Below are 16,118 nucleotides of genomic sequence, written 5' to 3' on the forward strand. Positions count from 1 at the left end.
TGATCGTATGTATGGTTGAAGTATACGATAAATGAAAAAGAAAATAAAAATTCATTCACCGAAAAAAAATGACTCGTGTTTTCTTCTATAGGATATATTCATAAAAAACGGGAAAACCGAAATATCCTTCGGTCAATTTAGGTCATAATGCCAATGAAACAGGGAACGTGACTGACATGAATGCTGCACGAACATGCGCCATTGTACTGAAAACCTATGCGTGGGACAGTTTCGTGCAGCGCCAGCTGCAGCGCCTGCAGGCCACTTTTCCTGATACGGATATTTTCATCTCCATTGATGAGACAAACGGATTTGCGGGAAACATTCCGTACCCCAACGTATTGCGCACCTGCAACGCCGATATGGTGGCAGCAGGGTTTGCCAACCGTTTTGAAAAAGGCAGCCTGCTGTGGTGGAATGCCGATTACACCCATTATCAGGTGCAGGCCTGCATTCCCGGTTACGCCTATTATCTGTTTGTTGAATATGATGCCTGCATTGGCGGCAACGGCAACCGCCTGCTCGCTGACATGATCGCCGATGGCGCCGATTTCGTGGCCCACCCCATTGTGGCTGACCTGTCGTGGTACTGGACGGCGTTTCATGCCGGGGTTTACCCCGATGGGCAGTTACGGGCTTCGCTTAACTGCATTTCCTTTTTTTCCAGCCGCGCGCTCGTGCATCTTGCCGCGCGGCGGCGCGCCATGTCGGTGCCGGAGGCGGAAATCAAATTCTGGCCGCTTGGCGAGGCCTTCGTGGCATCGGAAATAGAAAAGGCCGGATTTAATTTCGTGCCGCTTGGCCGGTATGGCGATGTCTCGCGTTATACGTGGTTCCCGCCCATTCTTGAGGCCGATCTGGTGCTGCCTGCGGGCGGGCATACGTTCCTGCATCCGGTTCTGGACCAGAAGCGGTATATCGCCAGCCTGCTGCGGCAGACGCATTTCGTGCGGCATTATTTCATGCCCGGTAGCCATTTGCGGCGCGAACTCAGGCGCTTTCCCGGTGTGGTCTCACGCAGGCAGCTTTACCGCGCGGCGCTGGCGCGTGCGGCCCAGAGGCTGCATATAGCCCGTGGTGGCCTGTAGTATTTCCTGAATATATAAGAAGTTTCCGGCTGCCACCTTTTTGAAAAAAGGCGGCACCCAAAACCGTTTATCCCTGTTGTTCCTGCTTCATGATCTCGCCCACGACCCGCTCCACCTCCGGCGCCCACGGGCCGGGGGCGCAACCAAAGACCTGCCTGAGGCGCGTGCAGTCCAGCCGGGCATCGGGCGGCCTGCGGGCCGGTGTTGGCCAGTCCGCCGTGGTGATCGGCTCGATCTCGGGCAGCGGGTTGCCCAGCCTTGCAGCAGCGGCGATGGCGGTGCGGGCCAGTTCATACCAGCTTGCAGCCCCTTCGCCCACGGCATGGAAAATACCGGCATATTCAGCTTTCCAGCCGGTTTCCTCAATGCGGGCGATGATCCTGAAAATGACATCAGCCAACTGGTCGGCGCTGGTGGGGTTGCCAATCTGGTCGCTCACCACGCGCAAGACCGGGCGCTGGGCGGCGGCATTGACCATGGTGCGCACGAAATTGCGGTTATAGGGCGAATAGACCCAGGCCGTGCGCAGGATGATGCTGCGGGGGTGGGCTGCGAGCACCGCCTGCTCGCCTTCCGCCTTGGTGCGGCCATAGACCGAGCGCGGGTCGACCGGGTCGGTCTCGAGATAGGGGCTGCCCTTGTCACCGCTGAAAACGTAGTCGGTCGAGATGTGGATGAAGGGAATGCCCCGTTCATGGCACAGGGCGGCCAGATGGGCGGGGCCGGTATTGTTGGCGCGTTCGGCTTCCGCCTCGTGGGTCTCGGCGGCGTCAACGGCGGTCCAGGCGGCGGCGTTGACAACAAGGGAGGGGGCCGCCGCGCGGAAGGTGGCATCAATCGTGTCAGGCCGCTCAAAATCAAAGCCGGGGCGGCCTGCCCGTTTTACAGTGCCTTGGGCGGCAAGGGCGCTGGCAAGCTGGCCGCTACCACCGGTGACCAGGATCGAATTCTGCATCGTGAGCTTTTTTCTTCTTGCGGGAGGGAAGGGCAGGCGAGGGCGTTCAGGCCTGAAACCAGTCATTGACGTTGGAGAACGCTTCCGCCGCCGCATCCTTGGCAGACAGGATGGCGGCACCGGGGGCCACCGGCCATTCAATGTTGAGCAGCGGGTCATCCCACCGCACGGAGCGCTCGCATTCACGGTTCCACAGGTTGGTGCATTTGTACTGCACTTCGGCATTTTCGCTCAGCGTGCAGAATCCGTGCAGGAAGCCGGGCGGAATCCAGAACTGTGAACCATTTTCCTCCGACAGGGTCACCCCTACCCACTGGCCAAAGGTGGGCGAGCCGGTGCGGATGTCCACCCCCACATCCCATATGCTGCCGCGCGTGCAGCGCACCAGCTTGCCCTGCGCATGTGGCGGCAGCTGGCAGTGCAGCCCGCGCACCACGCCGCGCTGGCGCGACAGGCTGTGGTTGTCCTGCACGAAAGTATCGGTAATGCCGGCTTCCTTCATGCGGACAGCGTTGAATGTTTCAGAAAAATAGCCGCGCTCATCGCCGAAGCGCGGCGGGGTGATCAGCATCAGGCCCGCGATGTTGAAGGTCTTTATATCCATGAAAGGGCTCCTGAAATTCCGGTTATGGCAGTTGCAATAAATGCTCAGTGCGTGCCGCCCGCAAGAAAGGGCCTGATGGCTGTCATCTGCGGGCGGTCGGCACCATGGTCGGGCTCAAGGGTAAACATATAGTTTCCCCACAGCGGACCGGCCGCCCAGTAGGTCCATCCGGCCCATACATCGGCGTTGTCGCGCAGGTGCGACAGGACAGGCTCGAGCAGCTTCACGCATTCGGGCTGGCGACTGACCCCGAACTCACCCAGAAAGCCGCGGGCATGGTTGGCGTGCAGCCAGTCGGTAAATCCGCGCAGGCGCTCAACCGCCCTGTCAGGGGCGATGCATTCGGGCTTCGTGCCGGAGGCATCGGTATCGAAATACTCGTGCACTTCATAAAGCAGCTTGTTATCGGGGTCATGGAGCTGGCTCAGGGCCGGGCCGTTGAGCTTGGCAAAGCTGTGTGCGCCATCCCAGCCAATGCCGGGCACCAGGATCAGGTTGTGGCCGCCTGCCTTGCGTATGGCGTCAATCGCGGCCTGCACGGCCTCTTTCCAGGCATTGGCGTCATGTTGCTGCGGCTCGTTCATCAGGCCGAAGAGCACATGCGTGTTGTTGCCAAAAGCCTGTGCCAGCCGCGCCCACAGATCGGCGAAGGCAGCGTCAGGTACGCCGGGCGCGCCCACTTCCTGCCCCCGGTAACGCCCGTAATTGTGGATGTCGAGCACGGTTGAGGCATTGTGAGCCTGCGCATAGGCAATGAACTGGCTGACGCGCTGGAGTTCCTTTTCATCAAGCGGGCCGCTCAGCGTGGGTTGCAGCCGCTCCCACAGCACCGACAGGCGGAAGGTGTTCATGCCGGCCTGCGTGAAGTAGTCCACCTCCGCCGGTTTGGGGTAGAGATAGTCATACCCGTAGCGCCCCGGCAGCTTGTTGGAGGAATAGGCCGCCCCCGCAAGGTTCACGCCGCGATAGGTCTGGGCAGCAGCCATGGTGGGGGTGGCCAGTGCCAGCCCGGCCCCCGCGATGCAGCCCATGGCCCATGCAGGCCAGCGCAGGGAAGAGGGGAAAGCGATCATGTCACATGCTCCGCTGAAGGGGAGAAGCGGTTGAAGCGAAAGGATTTCAGGCGCTCGGGCACCTGGCGCACGGTATCCGCCACAGGCGCGACACTGTTGGTCGTGCCGTACAGGAACCACAGCAGCGCTGCCGTCTTGATGGTGAAAACCGAGGCCCCGATGCACAGCGAGGTCGAGAAATAAAGCGAGATCATCGCCTTCATCGACACGGCGGATTCGGTGCGGGCGGGATGCATGGTGAACAGCGCCAGCAGGAACAGGGTCAGCGGCAGGCCAAGGTTGTTGATGATGTAGGCATAGCCCGTATCAGCCGTATAGACCTGCGAGGGGGCCAGCGCGAACCATTGCGGCAGGTTCCAGTAGTCAAGCAGCCGGCCTGAAAACAGCAGGCGGCCCGAGAAATTATCACCAATGATGGAGGGCAGGATGCCCGGCATCTCGTGGTTGGCGCCCTGGATCATCAGGCCCAGCATCACCGCCACCGGCATGGCGAATACCACGAAGCGCGAGCGGTAAAGCGGGGTCAGCCGCAACAGCACCATCGCCACCGTGCAGCCCGAGGCAAAGCGGGAATCCGCCAGCACGAAGCAAAGGGCAGAGAGGAAGAACAGGCACGCATGGCGCAGCCGCGAGCCGAGATGGGTGCTCAGGCACCACGCAAACCCGATGGCCGAGAAATTGCCCAGTGAATCCGGCTCGAGGAAGATGGAGGATACGCGGTGCGAGCCGAAGATGGACTGGAAGAACGTGCGCGACGCCGCAGCCCCGCGATTGCCGCTGATGAAGAGGTTGGTGTTGCTGTAATTGACCGTGGTGCTGGCGATGACGCCCTTGTTCACGTAATAGGTCCAGACATCGAACACCATGCCGAACAGGTTGGTGAACATCAGCTCAAAAAAACCGATGACCAGGATGATCGCCATCATCACCCAGATCGTCCGCTCGCCCGAACGCAGGGTGGAGCGCGTGCCAAGCTGGTAGAAGACATAGGCAATGGCCAGGTCATGCAGGATCTTCATGTCCAGGCCAGGATTGATGAGCTTCGCGCCAACCTCGAAACACACCATCACCCCGGTTATGCGCACGACGGCAGGCGAGATGGTGTTGCGCACTTCAAGGAAGGCGAGGAAAATGATGAACAGCTCGCACAGCACGATTTCCGAATTATGCACGGTGACGACATGCCGGGTGTTGATGAAGCACAGCGCCAGGTTGAACACCGCCCCCGCCACCACCAGCCACGATATGCCATCGGCCCGCGACAGGGCGGGCGCGTGCGCACCGATGCGGGGTGCTGCCCGGAAAGCAGGCGCGCTGGCAGGCAGGAAGGAGAAGGTATCAGATCCGTGAGGCATGGGTATCCGCATCCTGCGTGGAGGGGAGGGGGCGGGTGGGCGCAGCATCAAGCACGGCGCGGCCCAGCCTGCGCCCGATATTGTGCAGCGGCAGTTCAAGCACGCGGTAGGTCAGCCCGGCCAGTGCCGTGGTCAGCACGGCGGTCACGACACCAAGCGTAAACTGGGTCAGCGACGGGTGGGCCAGCAGCGTGGCCGTGCCCATGCGGTGGCCCGCGATCGTGAACACGATCAGCATGATGGGCAGGTGCATGAGGTAGATGCCATAGGACAGTTCCCCCACCACGATGACCGGTTTGCTGAGCAGGATGCGGTACTGCCGCCCCGAGGCATACAGGTCGCGGATCACGACAAAGGCGGCCAGGGTTTCGATCATGTCGGCAATGCGCTCTGGCAGGTGCAGCCCTGCCAGCGCGTAACGGTCATACAGCAGCACCACCAGGGCTGCCAGCGCATACCATCCGTGGTACCGGCCCAGTGTGCCCGGCAGCAGCGGGATCAGCGCGCCAAGGCCAAACGACAGGGCAAACACCGTGCCGACCTCGTGCGGCACCGGCAGTGCTGCGATGGCGGCCAGCGCCAGCAGCGTCACCACCCGCGCCGTGCGCCCGCGCATCAGCACGAACAGGAGCGGAAACACGACCGAGTACATGAGCTCGACCCGCAGCGACCACATCGGGCCGTTATAGCGGGTGAACACGCCTGCAAGCGAGGCGATGGTGTTGCGCATCGAGACCGGCGTGTGCAGGTTGCGCGACAGCCAGCCCACGAACACGCCATCAGGCACCAGCCCGCGGGCCACCACCATGCTCAGCACGGCAAGCCCGATGGAAAACCACAGCAGCGGATAGATGCGGAAAATGCGCTTGATGTAGAAGCTGCCCACGATGCGCGGCGTCATGTGCGCGTATTTGCGCAATGACAGCGAGAGCACGCACCCGCTGAGCACGAAAAACAGTACCACCGCCGCCTCCGCATTGAAGGCGTAGGTTATGAGGTCATGCACGCCACCCTGCACGGGCGTGCGCTGCGGGCTGTGGTAACGGAAAACCTGTATGGCATGGCCAAACAGCACCACAAGGCAGGCGACGCCGCGCAGGGAGGTGAGTTGGTGCAGGTAATGTCGTTCCGTTCCCGAAGTTTCTGTCACAGACGACATTGTCGGTTCCCCCGGTGCATGAGCGGCATGGTGTGATCAAGGCAATACAGTGATTCTGCTATGGCGGGCACAGCGTATCAGAATATAAATGTAGAAAACACGGGAAATATCCCTACACAATTCTTTGTCCGGACGCCTTTTTCAAGGCACGATCATGTCATGATCCTGCCGCAATGTGCAGGTGGATTTGGCGCCTGCGTGAAAAGGGCCGCTGGTGCTCTCGCATATGTTCACGCAGCCACAATGAACCGGCGGATCTGCCTGTCGTTGCGCGTGCAGGAGCATTGAAAAATGGTTGCAAGGCAGGAGTACATTCTTCCATGACACGGTCGCTGTTCATTTCCGTTCATGATTTTCGTAGTCTGCGCAAGGCAAGTATTCATTTTATCGCAGCGGAAATGGCGCGTCGCGGGCCAACGGCCTTCCTGTCCATCGGGTTGAGCGACCTGTCGCTGCGGCGTGGCGACACGCGCGCCAACCTCGCCCCCCGCGCCAATAGGGTGGAAACGGTCGATGGCGTGGAATGCTACCTGTGGCGCATGAAGTGGCACCCCTTCAACATGCGCAAAAAGGCGCTTGCACCCCTTGAGCGTGGCCTGTTCTGGCTTTACCGGCAGATGTTGCCCGCCATTGCGCGCCGGTGGATACGCCGCGCCGATACGGTTTTTATTGAATCGGGCATGGCGCCAATATTTATTCGCGATGTCAGGAAACTTAATCCGGGTGCGCGCATTATCTACCTGATGTCCGATGACCTTGAGGTCGTGGGCTGTGCGGATACCATCAAGAATGATTTCGTGCGTAATTTCGATATGATCGACACCGTGCGCATGCCCTCGCGCTATCTGCTCGAGCGCCTGCCCCATGCGCGTTCGGCCGTGTTCGCGCCGCATGGCATCGACCGCAGCATTGCCGACAGAACCTATCCCGATCCCTATACGCCCGGCCGTACAAGCTGTGTTTCGATCGGCTCGATGCTGTTCGACAAAACCTTTTTCCAGATCGCGGCCCGGCTGCGGCCCGATATCGATTTTCACATCATCGGCGCGGGGCGCGCGACAGAAGGGCTGGATGCGCCCAACATCATCATCCACCCCGAGATGGCGTTCGAGCGCACGCTGTCCTACCTCCAGCACGCAGCTTTTGGCGTAGCGCCTTACCGTGATGCCAACACGCCGCGCTACCTGCTCGATACATCACTCAAGCTGCGGCAGTTCGCGCTGTTCGGCATTCCCGCCGTCTGCCCCGATTTCGCGCTCAATGACACGCCCGGCCGGTATGGCTACCGACCGGGCGATGCGCATTCGATCGGCCAGGCCATTGCCGATGCCCTGCGTTCATCGGATGTGATCGAACTCGAGGCCCATGGCTGGCCCGAGATCGTGCAGCGCATCCTTACACCCGAAGCATATCCCGACACACATGTCTGAGCGCAGGCTGACCCCTGCACAAGCACAGGAAAGAGCGAGAACATGAGTGAGGCAGGTGATCCCGGTCCCCGTATTTCCGTTGTCATGGCCACCTATAATGGCGCCAGCCATATCCGCGAACAGCTCGACAGCCTGGCAGCGCAGACCTGCCTGCCTGCCGAACTGATCGTGACCGATGATGGCTCAACCGATGCAACGCTCGACATCGTGGCCGATTTTGCCCGTAACGCGCCTTTTCCCGTGCAGGTGCACCGCAATGCCACGCGGCTGGGCTACAAGGGCAATTTCATGCATGCGGTCACGTTGAGCACGGGCGACCTGATCTCGTTCTGTGATCAGGATGATTACTGGAAGCCCGACAATCTCGCGCGCGTGCGCGAGGTCTTTGTCAGGGACCCCGATGTGATGATGGTCTATCACAACGCGCGCCTTGTCGATGAAAACCGCAGGTCCATCTCCACCTTCTATGCCACGCCCCCCATGCCGCCGGTGGCCCGGGCGCTGACCCTGCAGCCGTGGAGCTTTTCCTACGGGTACATGCAGACCTTCCGCGCCGTGCTCAAGCCCGCCGGCGCCCTGTGGCCGCGCATGCGCGACCATTACAATCCCGGCAAGGAAATGGGGCATGACCTGTTCTATTTCCTTGTGGCGTCAGGCGTGGGCTCGATTGCCTATATTGATGAGGAACTGACCGAATACCGCCTGCACGGGGGCAACACGGTGGGCTCGGGCAAGCGCACGCAGCCCACCTTTCTTGACCGCTGGCGCTACCGGCTGGAAGACCGGGCCGATACCTACCGCTACCTTGCGCGCATGACGGTGCAGGACAGCAACCTGTTTGCCGATCTGGCCCTGACCCCCTCATGGCCTGAAAGCCTGCGCATGCGTGCGCGCACCGCGGCAAGGGCGTGGGGGGCGCTTGAGCCACTTTACACCGCGCGCGCCGAGGTGTGTTCCGCCAGCCTGCCGCGCCGTATTGCCGCCTTCGTGCGGCTGGTGCGCGCGGGGGGCTATAGCGAGCGCTCGTTCTGGACCTTCGGCCCCCGCGCCATGCAGAAGGATGCGGTGCTTGGCGTGCTGCTCGCCCCGCTCGTGCGCCGCTTTGGCCATGAATCCTCCCGCACGGACCGCGCGTGCCATCGCGGCCAGGCCTGTCCTGCCCCCGGCGAGGCCGTGGCGGCATGAACGGTATGGCCGGGACAGGTGCGGGGTCGGTCATGGCGGATGCAACCGCACCAACGGTTGCGATCTACCGCACCCAGATCCTGCCCCTGTCCGAGACATTCGTGCGCGATCAGGCGCGTGGCCTGCGGCGCTGGCGGCCCGTGCTGCTGGGCGAGCGCACCATAGGCCAGCTGCCGCTTGATGGCATGGACGTGCGCGCGCTGCATGACGGGCCGCCCACATTCGTGCAACGCCTGACCGGCATGGCCGCCCGCATGCTCGAACGCCCCGTGCCGGGCATGCTGAACCTCGCCCGCGGCTTCGCGCCCCGGCTGGTGCATGCCCATTTCGGCTTTGATGGTGTGGAGGCGTGGCCGCTTGCGCATGCGCTGGGCGTGCCGTTGCTGGTCACCTTGCATGGATCGGACATTACCACCCGCATGGAGTGGTTCGCGCGCGGTGGCGGCGGGCAGCGCTGGCGGGCCTATCCGCGCAGGCTCAAGCACCTGGCCAGTATCAGGCAGGTCAATTACGTCGCGGTGTCGCACAGCATCCGCGAGGCGGCGATCCGCGCGGGGCTGCCCGAACAGCGCATTCATGTCTGCCCCATCGGCATCGACCTTGCGCGCTTTCACCCTGCCGGGCCGCCCGTGGCCGAGCGTGCGCCGGTCATCCTGTTCGCGGGCCGACTGGTGGAGAAAAAGGGCTGCCGCTACCTGATCGAGGCCTTTCGCAGCGTGCGCGCGCAGGTGCCCGATGCCCGCCTGCTCATTGCAGGCGACGGGCCGGAGCGCGACATGCTGGCGGGCCTTGCGGCCGATATCGGGGGCATTACGTTCAATGGCCGCTATTCCGCAGCGCAGATGCAGCCGCTTCTGGCGCAGGCGCGGGTGTTCTGCCTGCCCAGCGTCACGGCGGCCAATGGCGATGCCGAGGGCATGGGCCTTGTCCTGCTCGAGGCCCAGGCCTGCGGCGTGCCGGTGGTCACATCCGCCCGTGGTGGCGCCACCGAGGGCATCGAGCATGGCAGGACCGGCTTCGCCTTTGCCGAGGGCGATGTCGCGGCGCTGAGCGCCTACCTGATCCGGCTGCTGCGTGATGATGCGCTTGCCACGCGCATGTCGGAAGCGGGGCCCGCTTTCGTGGCGAAGCACCATGACCTGTCCTACTGGGCAGGCATGCTCGAGAAGATTTACGATAGCATGACAGGACGCACCTCATGACCGCTCCCATGTCCGTCACCCTGGTCATCACGGCGTATAATGCGCAGGATTTCATCATGCGGGCCGTCAATTCGGCGCTTGAGCAGACGCAGCCGCCGCTTGAAATCGTGGTGGTGGATGACTGCTCCACCGACAGCACGCCCGACCTGCTGCGCCGGGTGGCGCGCGCGCATGACATCATCCGTGTCGTGTCCACCCCTGCCAATGGTGGTCCGTCGGTCGCGCGCAATACCGGCCTGGCCGTGGCGAAGGGGGACTGGGTCGCCTTTCTTGATGGCGATGACGCCTTTGCGCCCAACCGGCTTGAAGTGCTCATGGCGCGCGCGGCACATGATGACTGTGATGCCGTGGCCGATGACCTGGGCTATTACGATGCCATGGCAGGCCAGGTGACGGGCCGGGCAATGGGGGCAGGGCAGGTGCCGCTCCAGACCATAAACCTGCGTGATTACGTGCGCCATAACCGTTCAGGCGGCACCGGTTTTGACTGGGGCCTGCTCAAGCCGATGTTCCGGCGTGCGTTCCTCGAGGCCCATGGCCTGCGCTACGACCCGCAGGTGCGGCATGGGGAGGACTTCCTGCTGGTGGTCTCGTTCCTGCTGGCGGGCGGGCGGCTGTGCCTGATCGACCAGCCCACCTATCTTTATACCCAGCGCCAGGGCAGCGTGAGTGGCCGGGCCTCCGGCATGTCGCGCACCGTCATCGCCTATCGTGACATGCGCGACATGGCGCTGGCGCTGGCGCGTGACCCGCGCATCAGCACTGATCCCGTGCTTGTCGACCTGCTGCGCCAGCGTGCCGAGGGGTTGCAGCGGCTTGATGACTCACACTTCGTCTCGGTTGCCCTGCGCGCGGGCGCGGTGGGGGCGATCATGCGGCGCATCATGGACCGCCCGGCCTTCCTGCCTGCCATGATGCGCCAGGTTGGCGTGGCCCTGCGGCGTCGCCTCTGCCATTCGTGAAATCATCAAGGAGTTTCAGGCAGGGCCTGCGTTCCTTGCTTGGTTTTTTTGTTGATTTCGCCTGATCCGGGCCATGCAGGCACCTGCATGGCCCGGATTGTGTTTCAGGCGGTGTGCACCATGTCCGGCCGCCCGAGCGAGATGTAATCGAAGCCCGCTTCCTTCAGGCTCTCGGGATCCCAGATGTTACGCAGGTCAGCAATCTTGCGGCCTGTCATGCGGGCCTTGAGCTTCTCGGGGGAGAGTGAGCGGAATTCATTCCACTCGGTCAGCACCACGAGAATATCCGCCCCCGTGGCGGCATCGAGCGCATCCTTGCAGTAGGTCACGGCCTGGGGCAGCACGGGGCGCGCGGTTTCCATGCCCGCGGGGTCGAAGGCGCGGATTTTGGCGCCCCCCTTGTCAAGCTGGTCAAGCACGACAATCGAGGCCGCCTCGCGCATGTCATCGGTCTCGGGCTTGAAGGTCAGGCCGAGCACGCCAATCGTCAGGCCCTTCACATCACCGCCCGCCAGCGCAATCACGCGCTCGCCCATGGCCTTCATGCGCTGTTCATTGACGGCAACCGTCGTCTCGATCAGCCGCACGGGCGAGCCCGCGTTGCGCCCGATGGCGGTCAGCGCGCGCGTATCCTTGGGGAAGCACGAGCCACCAAAGCCGGGGCTGGGGTGGAGGAACTTCTTGCCAATGCGCCCGTCAAGCCCGATGGAGCGGGCGACATCATTCACATCAGCCCCCACCTTCTCGCACAGGTCGGAGATCTCGTTGATGAAGGTGATCTTCATGGCCAGGAAGGAGTTGGCGGCGTATTTGATCAGCTCCGCCGTTTCCAGTCCGGTAAAGACAATGGGGCGCTCAAGCAGGTAGAGCGGGCGGTAGAGCTTGCGCAGGATGTTCTGTGCGCGCTCCGTGCCGCCCGGCTTTGACTGGTCGGTGCCGATAATGACCCGGTCAGGCTTCATGAAATCGACAATGGCGTTGCCCTCGCGCAGGAACTCGGGATTCGACGCCACATCGAAATCAAGGTCCGGCCGCGTCGCGTGCACGATCTTGGCAATCTCGCGCCCGGTGCCTACCGGCACGGTCGATTTGGTCACGATCAGCGTATAACCCTCGGCCACGCGCGCGACCTGCTCGACCGCGGCATAGACGTAACTCGTATCGGCCTGGCCATCGCCCCGGCGCGAGGGCGTGCCCACGGCCACGAACACGGCATCGGCACCCTTTACGGCAGCGGCGATGTCATCGCCAAATGTCAGGCGCCCCGCCTCCACGTTTTCCGCCACCAGGCGGTCGAGGCCGGGTTCGTAAATCGGGATCCGCCCCTCACGCAAGGCGGCCAGACGGTCGGGGTTGGTTTCAACAATGGCAACATCCGTGCCGAACTCTGCAAAACATGTACCGGAGACCAACCCCACGTAGCCTCCACCGATCATAGCAATTCGCACCTGGACCTCCCTGGTCTGTCTGTGAACCTGCCTTCATGCGCAGGTCCGCGTGTAGCGTTTTTCAAATCAGCTTGAAACAATGAAAAAGTAATAAGGCATGTCGGTTCCGGCGTGCCGAATATTTCATGCCAGTGACACACAAGGGCATGAACACGACAAAAATATGTTTGCACACCACATTCTTGACAAAAAAATTCTGGCTTAGTGCGTTCACCACACGAATGTTCGCCTTCTCTCAGTGCCTGTGCCACCCGCAACCGGGGGCCGTGGGCTGGTGTGACATGAAACCCGCAGGACGGAGACACGATCCATGACGTTTATGACAGCGACGGATGTAACCGTACCCAGGCCTGAAACCCCCTTGCCGCCCATCACGCCCATCGTGCTCTCGGGTGGCACGGGCACGCGGCTGTGGCCGGTCTCGCGCGCCAGCCACCCCAAGCAGTTCTGGGCGCTGGCCTCGAATCAGACCATGATCGGTGAAACCCTGCAACGCGCCACGGGCGAGGCCTTTGCGCCGCCCATCGTGGTGTGCAACCAGGCGCATCGCTTTCTCGTGGCTGAACAGCTGCGCGAGAATGGCTGCGAGAACGGCCGCATCATCCTGGAACCCGCCGTGCGCAACACGGCGGCCGCCATTGCCGCCGCCGCCCTCATGGCCGCACAGGATGACCCCGAAACCCTGCTGTGGATCATGGCCGCCGATGCCGCCTTCCGCCACCCCGAGCGCCTGGCCCCCGTGCTGGAAAAAGCGGCGAAGGTGGCGCGTGAAGGCTATATCGTCACTTTCGGCATGAAGCCCGACGTGGCCGAGACAGGCTATGGCTATATCCGCACCGGTGCGCCGGTGCACCCCGACCGCCCTGATGAGGGCGTGTACCGCGTGACACGGTTCATTGAAAAACCGGATCACCTGCGCGCGACCGAAATGCTGCGCGAGGGGGGGTATGTGTGGAATTCGGGCATGTTCGTGGCTCCTGCCTCGGTCATGCTGGCCGAACTGGCCCGGCACGAGCCCGCGGTGCTTGAAAACGTGCGCACGGCCCTGGACCGCAGCCAGCATGACCTGACCTTCTGCCGGCTTGATGAGGAAGCCTTCCTGCGCTGCCCGAGTGTCAGCATTGATTATGCCGTGATGGAACGCACCGACCGCGCGCTGGTCATTCCCGCCGATCTTGGCTGGTCGGATGTGGGGAACTGGAATGCGCTGTGGGAACTGGGCGACAAGGATGCAGGCGGCAACGTGGTCGTGGGCGACGTGGTGCTCGAGCAGTCCCATAACTGCTACGTGCGCAGCGAGGGCATGCTGACGGCGGTGGCGGGGCTGACCGATATCGTGCTGGTTGTCACGACCGATGCGGTGCTCGCCATCCATCGTGATTACGCGCAGGACGTTTCGGCCCTTGTGGCCCAGCTGAAAAAGGCGAGCCGGACGGAAGCCGAAATTCACAATCGCTGTTACCGGCCCTGGGGTTTTTACGAGGGGCTGATTCAGGGCGAGCGGTTTCAGGTCAAGCGCATCGTGGTCTATCCGGGGCAGAAACTTTCGCTGCAGAAGCATTTCCACCGTGCCGAGCACTGGGTCGTGGTCAGCGGCACGGCGCTGGTCACGCGAGATACGGAAAATCTGCTGTTGCAGGAAAACGAAAGTGTCTATCTGCCGTTAGGCTGTATGCACCGCCTGGAAAATCCCGGCCGCATTCCACTGACCCTGATCGAGGTGCAGTCCGGACCATACCTTGGGGAGGACGATATCGTCCGCTTCGAGGATACATACGGGCGGCAGTAACGTGGCAGCCATGGGGCACTCAGGGGCAGATGCCCATGAGTGCCCCTTGGAGAAGGGGTGATGCCGGGGGTGTAGAATATTCGTTTCGGTATAATAACGGTTCCATCAAATCGTTAATTTTTTAATAAATTAGATGTGACGGTTAAATCATGATTCCATACTGTGGCAATGACATATTTTGGCCCTAAAATACCCAGAATAATGCCGCTACGGGAAATGGAGTCCCGAAAGTCTTAAAAACAATAAAAAGGTGAAGAGTGTTTGGTGCCCGCGTTGCGTAATGCGGGGAATGGCAAGGGAAGCTGTATCCGGTGGCAGGCTGCGGCCCGCATTGACAGGAGATGTTTCAAAATGAGCGAGGCACTCAGGCATTTGGAAAATGGTGAATCCGACCTGTCGCTATCAACGGGGGTCGATGGCATCTCTTCGCGGTTGCGCCTGATGCACCGGGCAGGTGAAAGCAGCTTTTCCTATCGCCATCCCGTCGTGTCGCAGGTGGTGGTGCTGTCAGATACGATGTGCGTGTGCCTTGCCGTGGTGGCCTGCATCGCCTGGCAGCGCATTTTTGATACGCCCGAACTGTCCGGCGCCCTCCTGCTGGCCAATGTCATGGCAGGCGGCGCATTCTTCCTGTTCCCCAAGAATGTACCATTGCTCGACATTCCCGATATCACCCGGCTTTCTTTCCAGCTCCGCTATCTGGCACCTCCTGTCGTGTTTGGCCTGATCGTGTTCTGCGCCATTCTGGTCATGCTGTCCTGGCCGGTGGGCGTTGCAATGCGGATGGGCGGCGAGTGGCTGGTCTTTGTCGTGGTGGCGCTGGCGGCTGAACGGATCATCGGCACTTATGTGCTGCATACGGAGGCGATGGCCCATCGCCTGACGCGCAAGGTGGCGATTATCGGTTCAGGCGCGGAGGCGACCCAGATGGCCGCGCGCATCAATACCCGCATGCAGCGCATGTTCCGCCTTGTTGGCATATTTGATGACCAGGGCAGCAATGTTGACGGCACGATTGATGAGCTCGTGCAGCGCGGGCGCGAGGATGGCATTGATGCCGTCATCATGAGCTTCCCCCCCGCTGAAGGCGGCCAGCAGCATGTGATGGATGTGCTGTGGCGGCTGCGCGGCGTACTGGCCGATGTTTATGTCGTGCCCACGCTCATGACGGAGGACTGCCACTTCTGGCCGGTCGAGCGCTTCGGGCCGTTTTCGCTCACGGTCTTGCAGCGCCGCCCCCTGAGCGAGTGGGACATGCTCGAAAAGCGCGCGTTCGACCTGAGTGCCAGCGTGCTGATCCTGATTGCGATCGCTCCCGTCCTTGCCCTCGTGGCGCTGGCCATCAAGCTGGATTCGCGTGGGCCGGTGCTGTTCTGCCAGCCGCGCCAGGGCTTCAATAACCGTTATTTCAACGTGTTCAAGTTCCGCTCCATGTATACCGACATGGCCGATAGCGGGGCTGCGCGGCAGACTTCGCGCACCGACCCGCGTGTTACGCGCGTGGGCCGTGTGATCCGGCGGCTGAGCATTGATGAGCTGCCCCAGCTTTTCAACGTGCTGCGTGGCGAGATGTCGCTGGTCGGTCCCCGCCCGCATGCGCCCCAGACCCGCGCGGGCGGTCAGCTGTTGCATGAGGCGATGGAAGAATACGTGGCCCGCCACCGTGTGCAGCCCGGCATTACCGGGTGGGCGCAGATCAACGGCTCGCGCGGCGAACTTGTCACGCGCGAGGACCTGCGCCGCCGCGTGGTGCTGGACCTGGAATACATACGTGCCTGGTCGATCTGGCTGGATATGAAGATCATCTTCCTGACCATCAAGCGCGAGATTTTCTCACGGAATGCGTTCTGAATTCCTGAACTGCAATA

13 protein-coding genes are annotated in these 16,118 nt (G+C 62.0%); 7 read left to right on the forward strand and 6 right to left on the reverse strand.

Features of this window, described 5'->3' with window-relative positions; translation table 11 throughout:
* The first annotated feature begins 176 nt into the window (after positions 1-176).
* A complete protein-coding gene (locus OQZ28_RS09235; RefSeq protein WP_458135913.1) occupies positions 177-1,088 on the forward strand; it encodes a hypothetical protein in 912 nt (303 codons plus the stop codon).
* Between the two features lie 67 nt (positions 1,089-1,155).
* On the opposite strand, the gene rfbD is transcribed toward OQZ28_RS09235, so the two are convergent.
* From rfbD to OQZ28_RS09260, 5 genes are read right to left on the reverse strand one after another with little or no spacing between them, the layout of a single operon-like run.
* Complete coding sequence (rfbD, locus tag OQZ28_RS09240; RefSeq protein ID WP_458135914.1) at positions 1,156-2,043, reverse strand: dTDP-4-dehydrorhamnose reductase; 888 nt, start codon at positions 2,041-2,043, stop codon at positions 1,156-1,158.
* A 46-nt stretch (positions 2,044-2,089) separates the two neighbouring features.
* Entirely contained in the window at positions 2,090-2,647 is a 558-nt protein-coding gene (gene rfbC / locus OQZ28_RS09245; protein WP_458135915.1) for a dTDP-4-dehydrorhamnose 3,5-epimerase, read from the reverse strand.
* Positions 2,648-2,691: 44 nt separating this feature from the next.
* Entirely contained in the window at positions 2,692-3,678 is a 987-nt protein-coding gene (locus OQZ28_RS09250) for a glycoside hydrolase family 5 protein (RefSeq protein WP_458135981.1), read from the reverse strand.
* 38 nt (positions 3,679-3,716) lie between these two features.
* Positions 3,717-5,075: a polysaccharide polymerase gene (locus OQZ28_RS09255; protein ID WP_458135916.1), complete on the reverse strand. Its 1,359-nt coding sequence runs from the start codon at positions 5,073-5,075 to the stop codon at positions 3,717-3,719.
* Positions 5,059-6,234, reverse strand: a complete 1,176-nt coding sequence (locus OQZ28_RS09260; RefSeq protein ID WP_130731362.1) for an acyltransferase family protein — start codon at positions 6,232-6,234, stop codon at positions 5,059-5,061. The genes OQZ28_RS09255 and OQZ28_RS09260 overlap by 17 nt, the downstream gene beginning before the upstream one ends.
* Before the next feature lie 320 nt (positions 6,235-6,554).
* Here OQZ28_RS09260 and OQZ28_RS09265 point away from each other — a divergent pair, with 320 nt between their 5' ends.
* Genes OQZ28_RS09265 through OQZ28_RS09280 form a run of 4 tightly spaced genes read left to right on the forward strand, consistent with a single transcriptional unit; the run spans position 6,555 to position 11,013 of the window.
* Entirely contained in the window at positions 6,555-7,664 is a 1,110-nt protein-coding gene (locus OQZ28_RS09265; protein WP_458135917.1) for a GumK N-terminal domain-containing glycosyltransferase, read from the forward strand.
* Positions 7,665-7,706: 42 nt separating this feature from the next.
* The gene (locus OQZ28_RS09270) at positions 7,707-8,849 is read left to right on the forward strand and encodes a glycosyltransferase (RefSeq protein ID WP_458135918.1); all 1,143 of its coding nucleotides are present in this window, start codon (positions 7,707-7,709) and stop codon (positions 8,847-8,849) included.
* Complete coding sequence (locus tag OQZ28_RS09275; protein WP_130731359.1) at positions 8,846-10,051, forward strand: glycosyltransferase; 1,206 nt, start codon at positions 8,846-8,848, stop codon at positions 10,049-10,051. The genes OQZ28_RS09270 and OQZ28_RS09275 overlap by 4 nt, the downstream gene beginning before the upstream one ends.
* Positions 10,048-11,013, forward strand: a complete 966-nt coding sequence (locus OQZ28_RS09280) for a glycosyltransferase family 2 protein (protein ID WP_130731358.1) — start codon at positions 10,048-10,050, stop codon at positions 11,011-11,013. Before OQZ28_RS09275 ends, OQZ28_RS09280 begins: the two co-directional genes overlap by 4 nt.
* 104 nt (positions 11,014-11,117) lie before the next feature.
* Here the strand turns inward: OQZ28_RS09280 and OQZ28_RS09285 are convergent, their stop codons facing one another.
* A complete protein-coding gene (locus OQZ28_RS09285) occupies positions 11,118-12,449 on the reverse strand; it encodes a UDP-glucose dehydrogenase family protein (protein WP_458135982.1) in 1,332 nt (443 codons plus the stop codon).
* 322 nt (positions 12,450-12,771) lie between these two features.
* Between OQZ28_RS09285 and OQZ28_RS09290 the strand changes: the two genes are divergently transcribed.
* Positions 12,772-14,250, forward strand: coding sequence for a mannose-1-phosphate guanylyltransferase/mannose-6-phosphate isomerase (locus OQZ28_RS09290; protein ID WP_458135919.1), 1,479 nt, complete (start codon positions 12,772-12,774; stop codon positions 14,248-14,250).
* Between the two features lie 351 nt (positions 14,251-14,601).
* Positions 14,602-16,101 carry an exopolysaccharide biosynthesis polyprenyl glycosylphosphotransferase gene (locus tag OQZ28_RS09295; RefSeq protein WP_242621795.1) on the forward strand — a complete coding sequence of 500 codons (1,500 nt, stop codon included), beginning with the start codon at positions 14,602-14,604 and terminating at the stop codon, positions 16,099-16,101.
* The last annotated feature ends 17 nt before the right edge of the window (positions 16,102-16,118 follow it).

The sequence above is a fragment of the Komagataeibacter sp. NFXK3 genome (genome assembly GCF_054182245.1).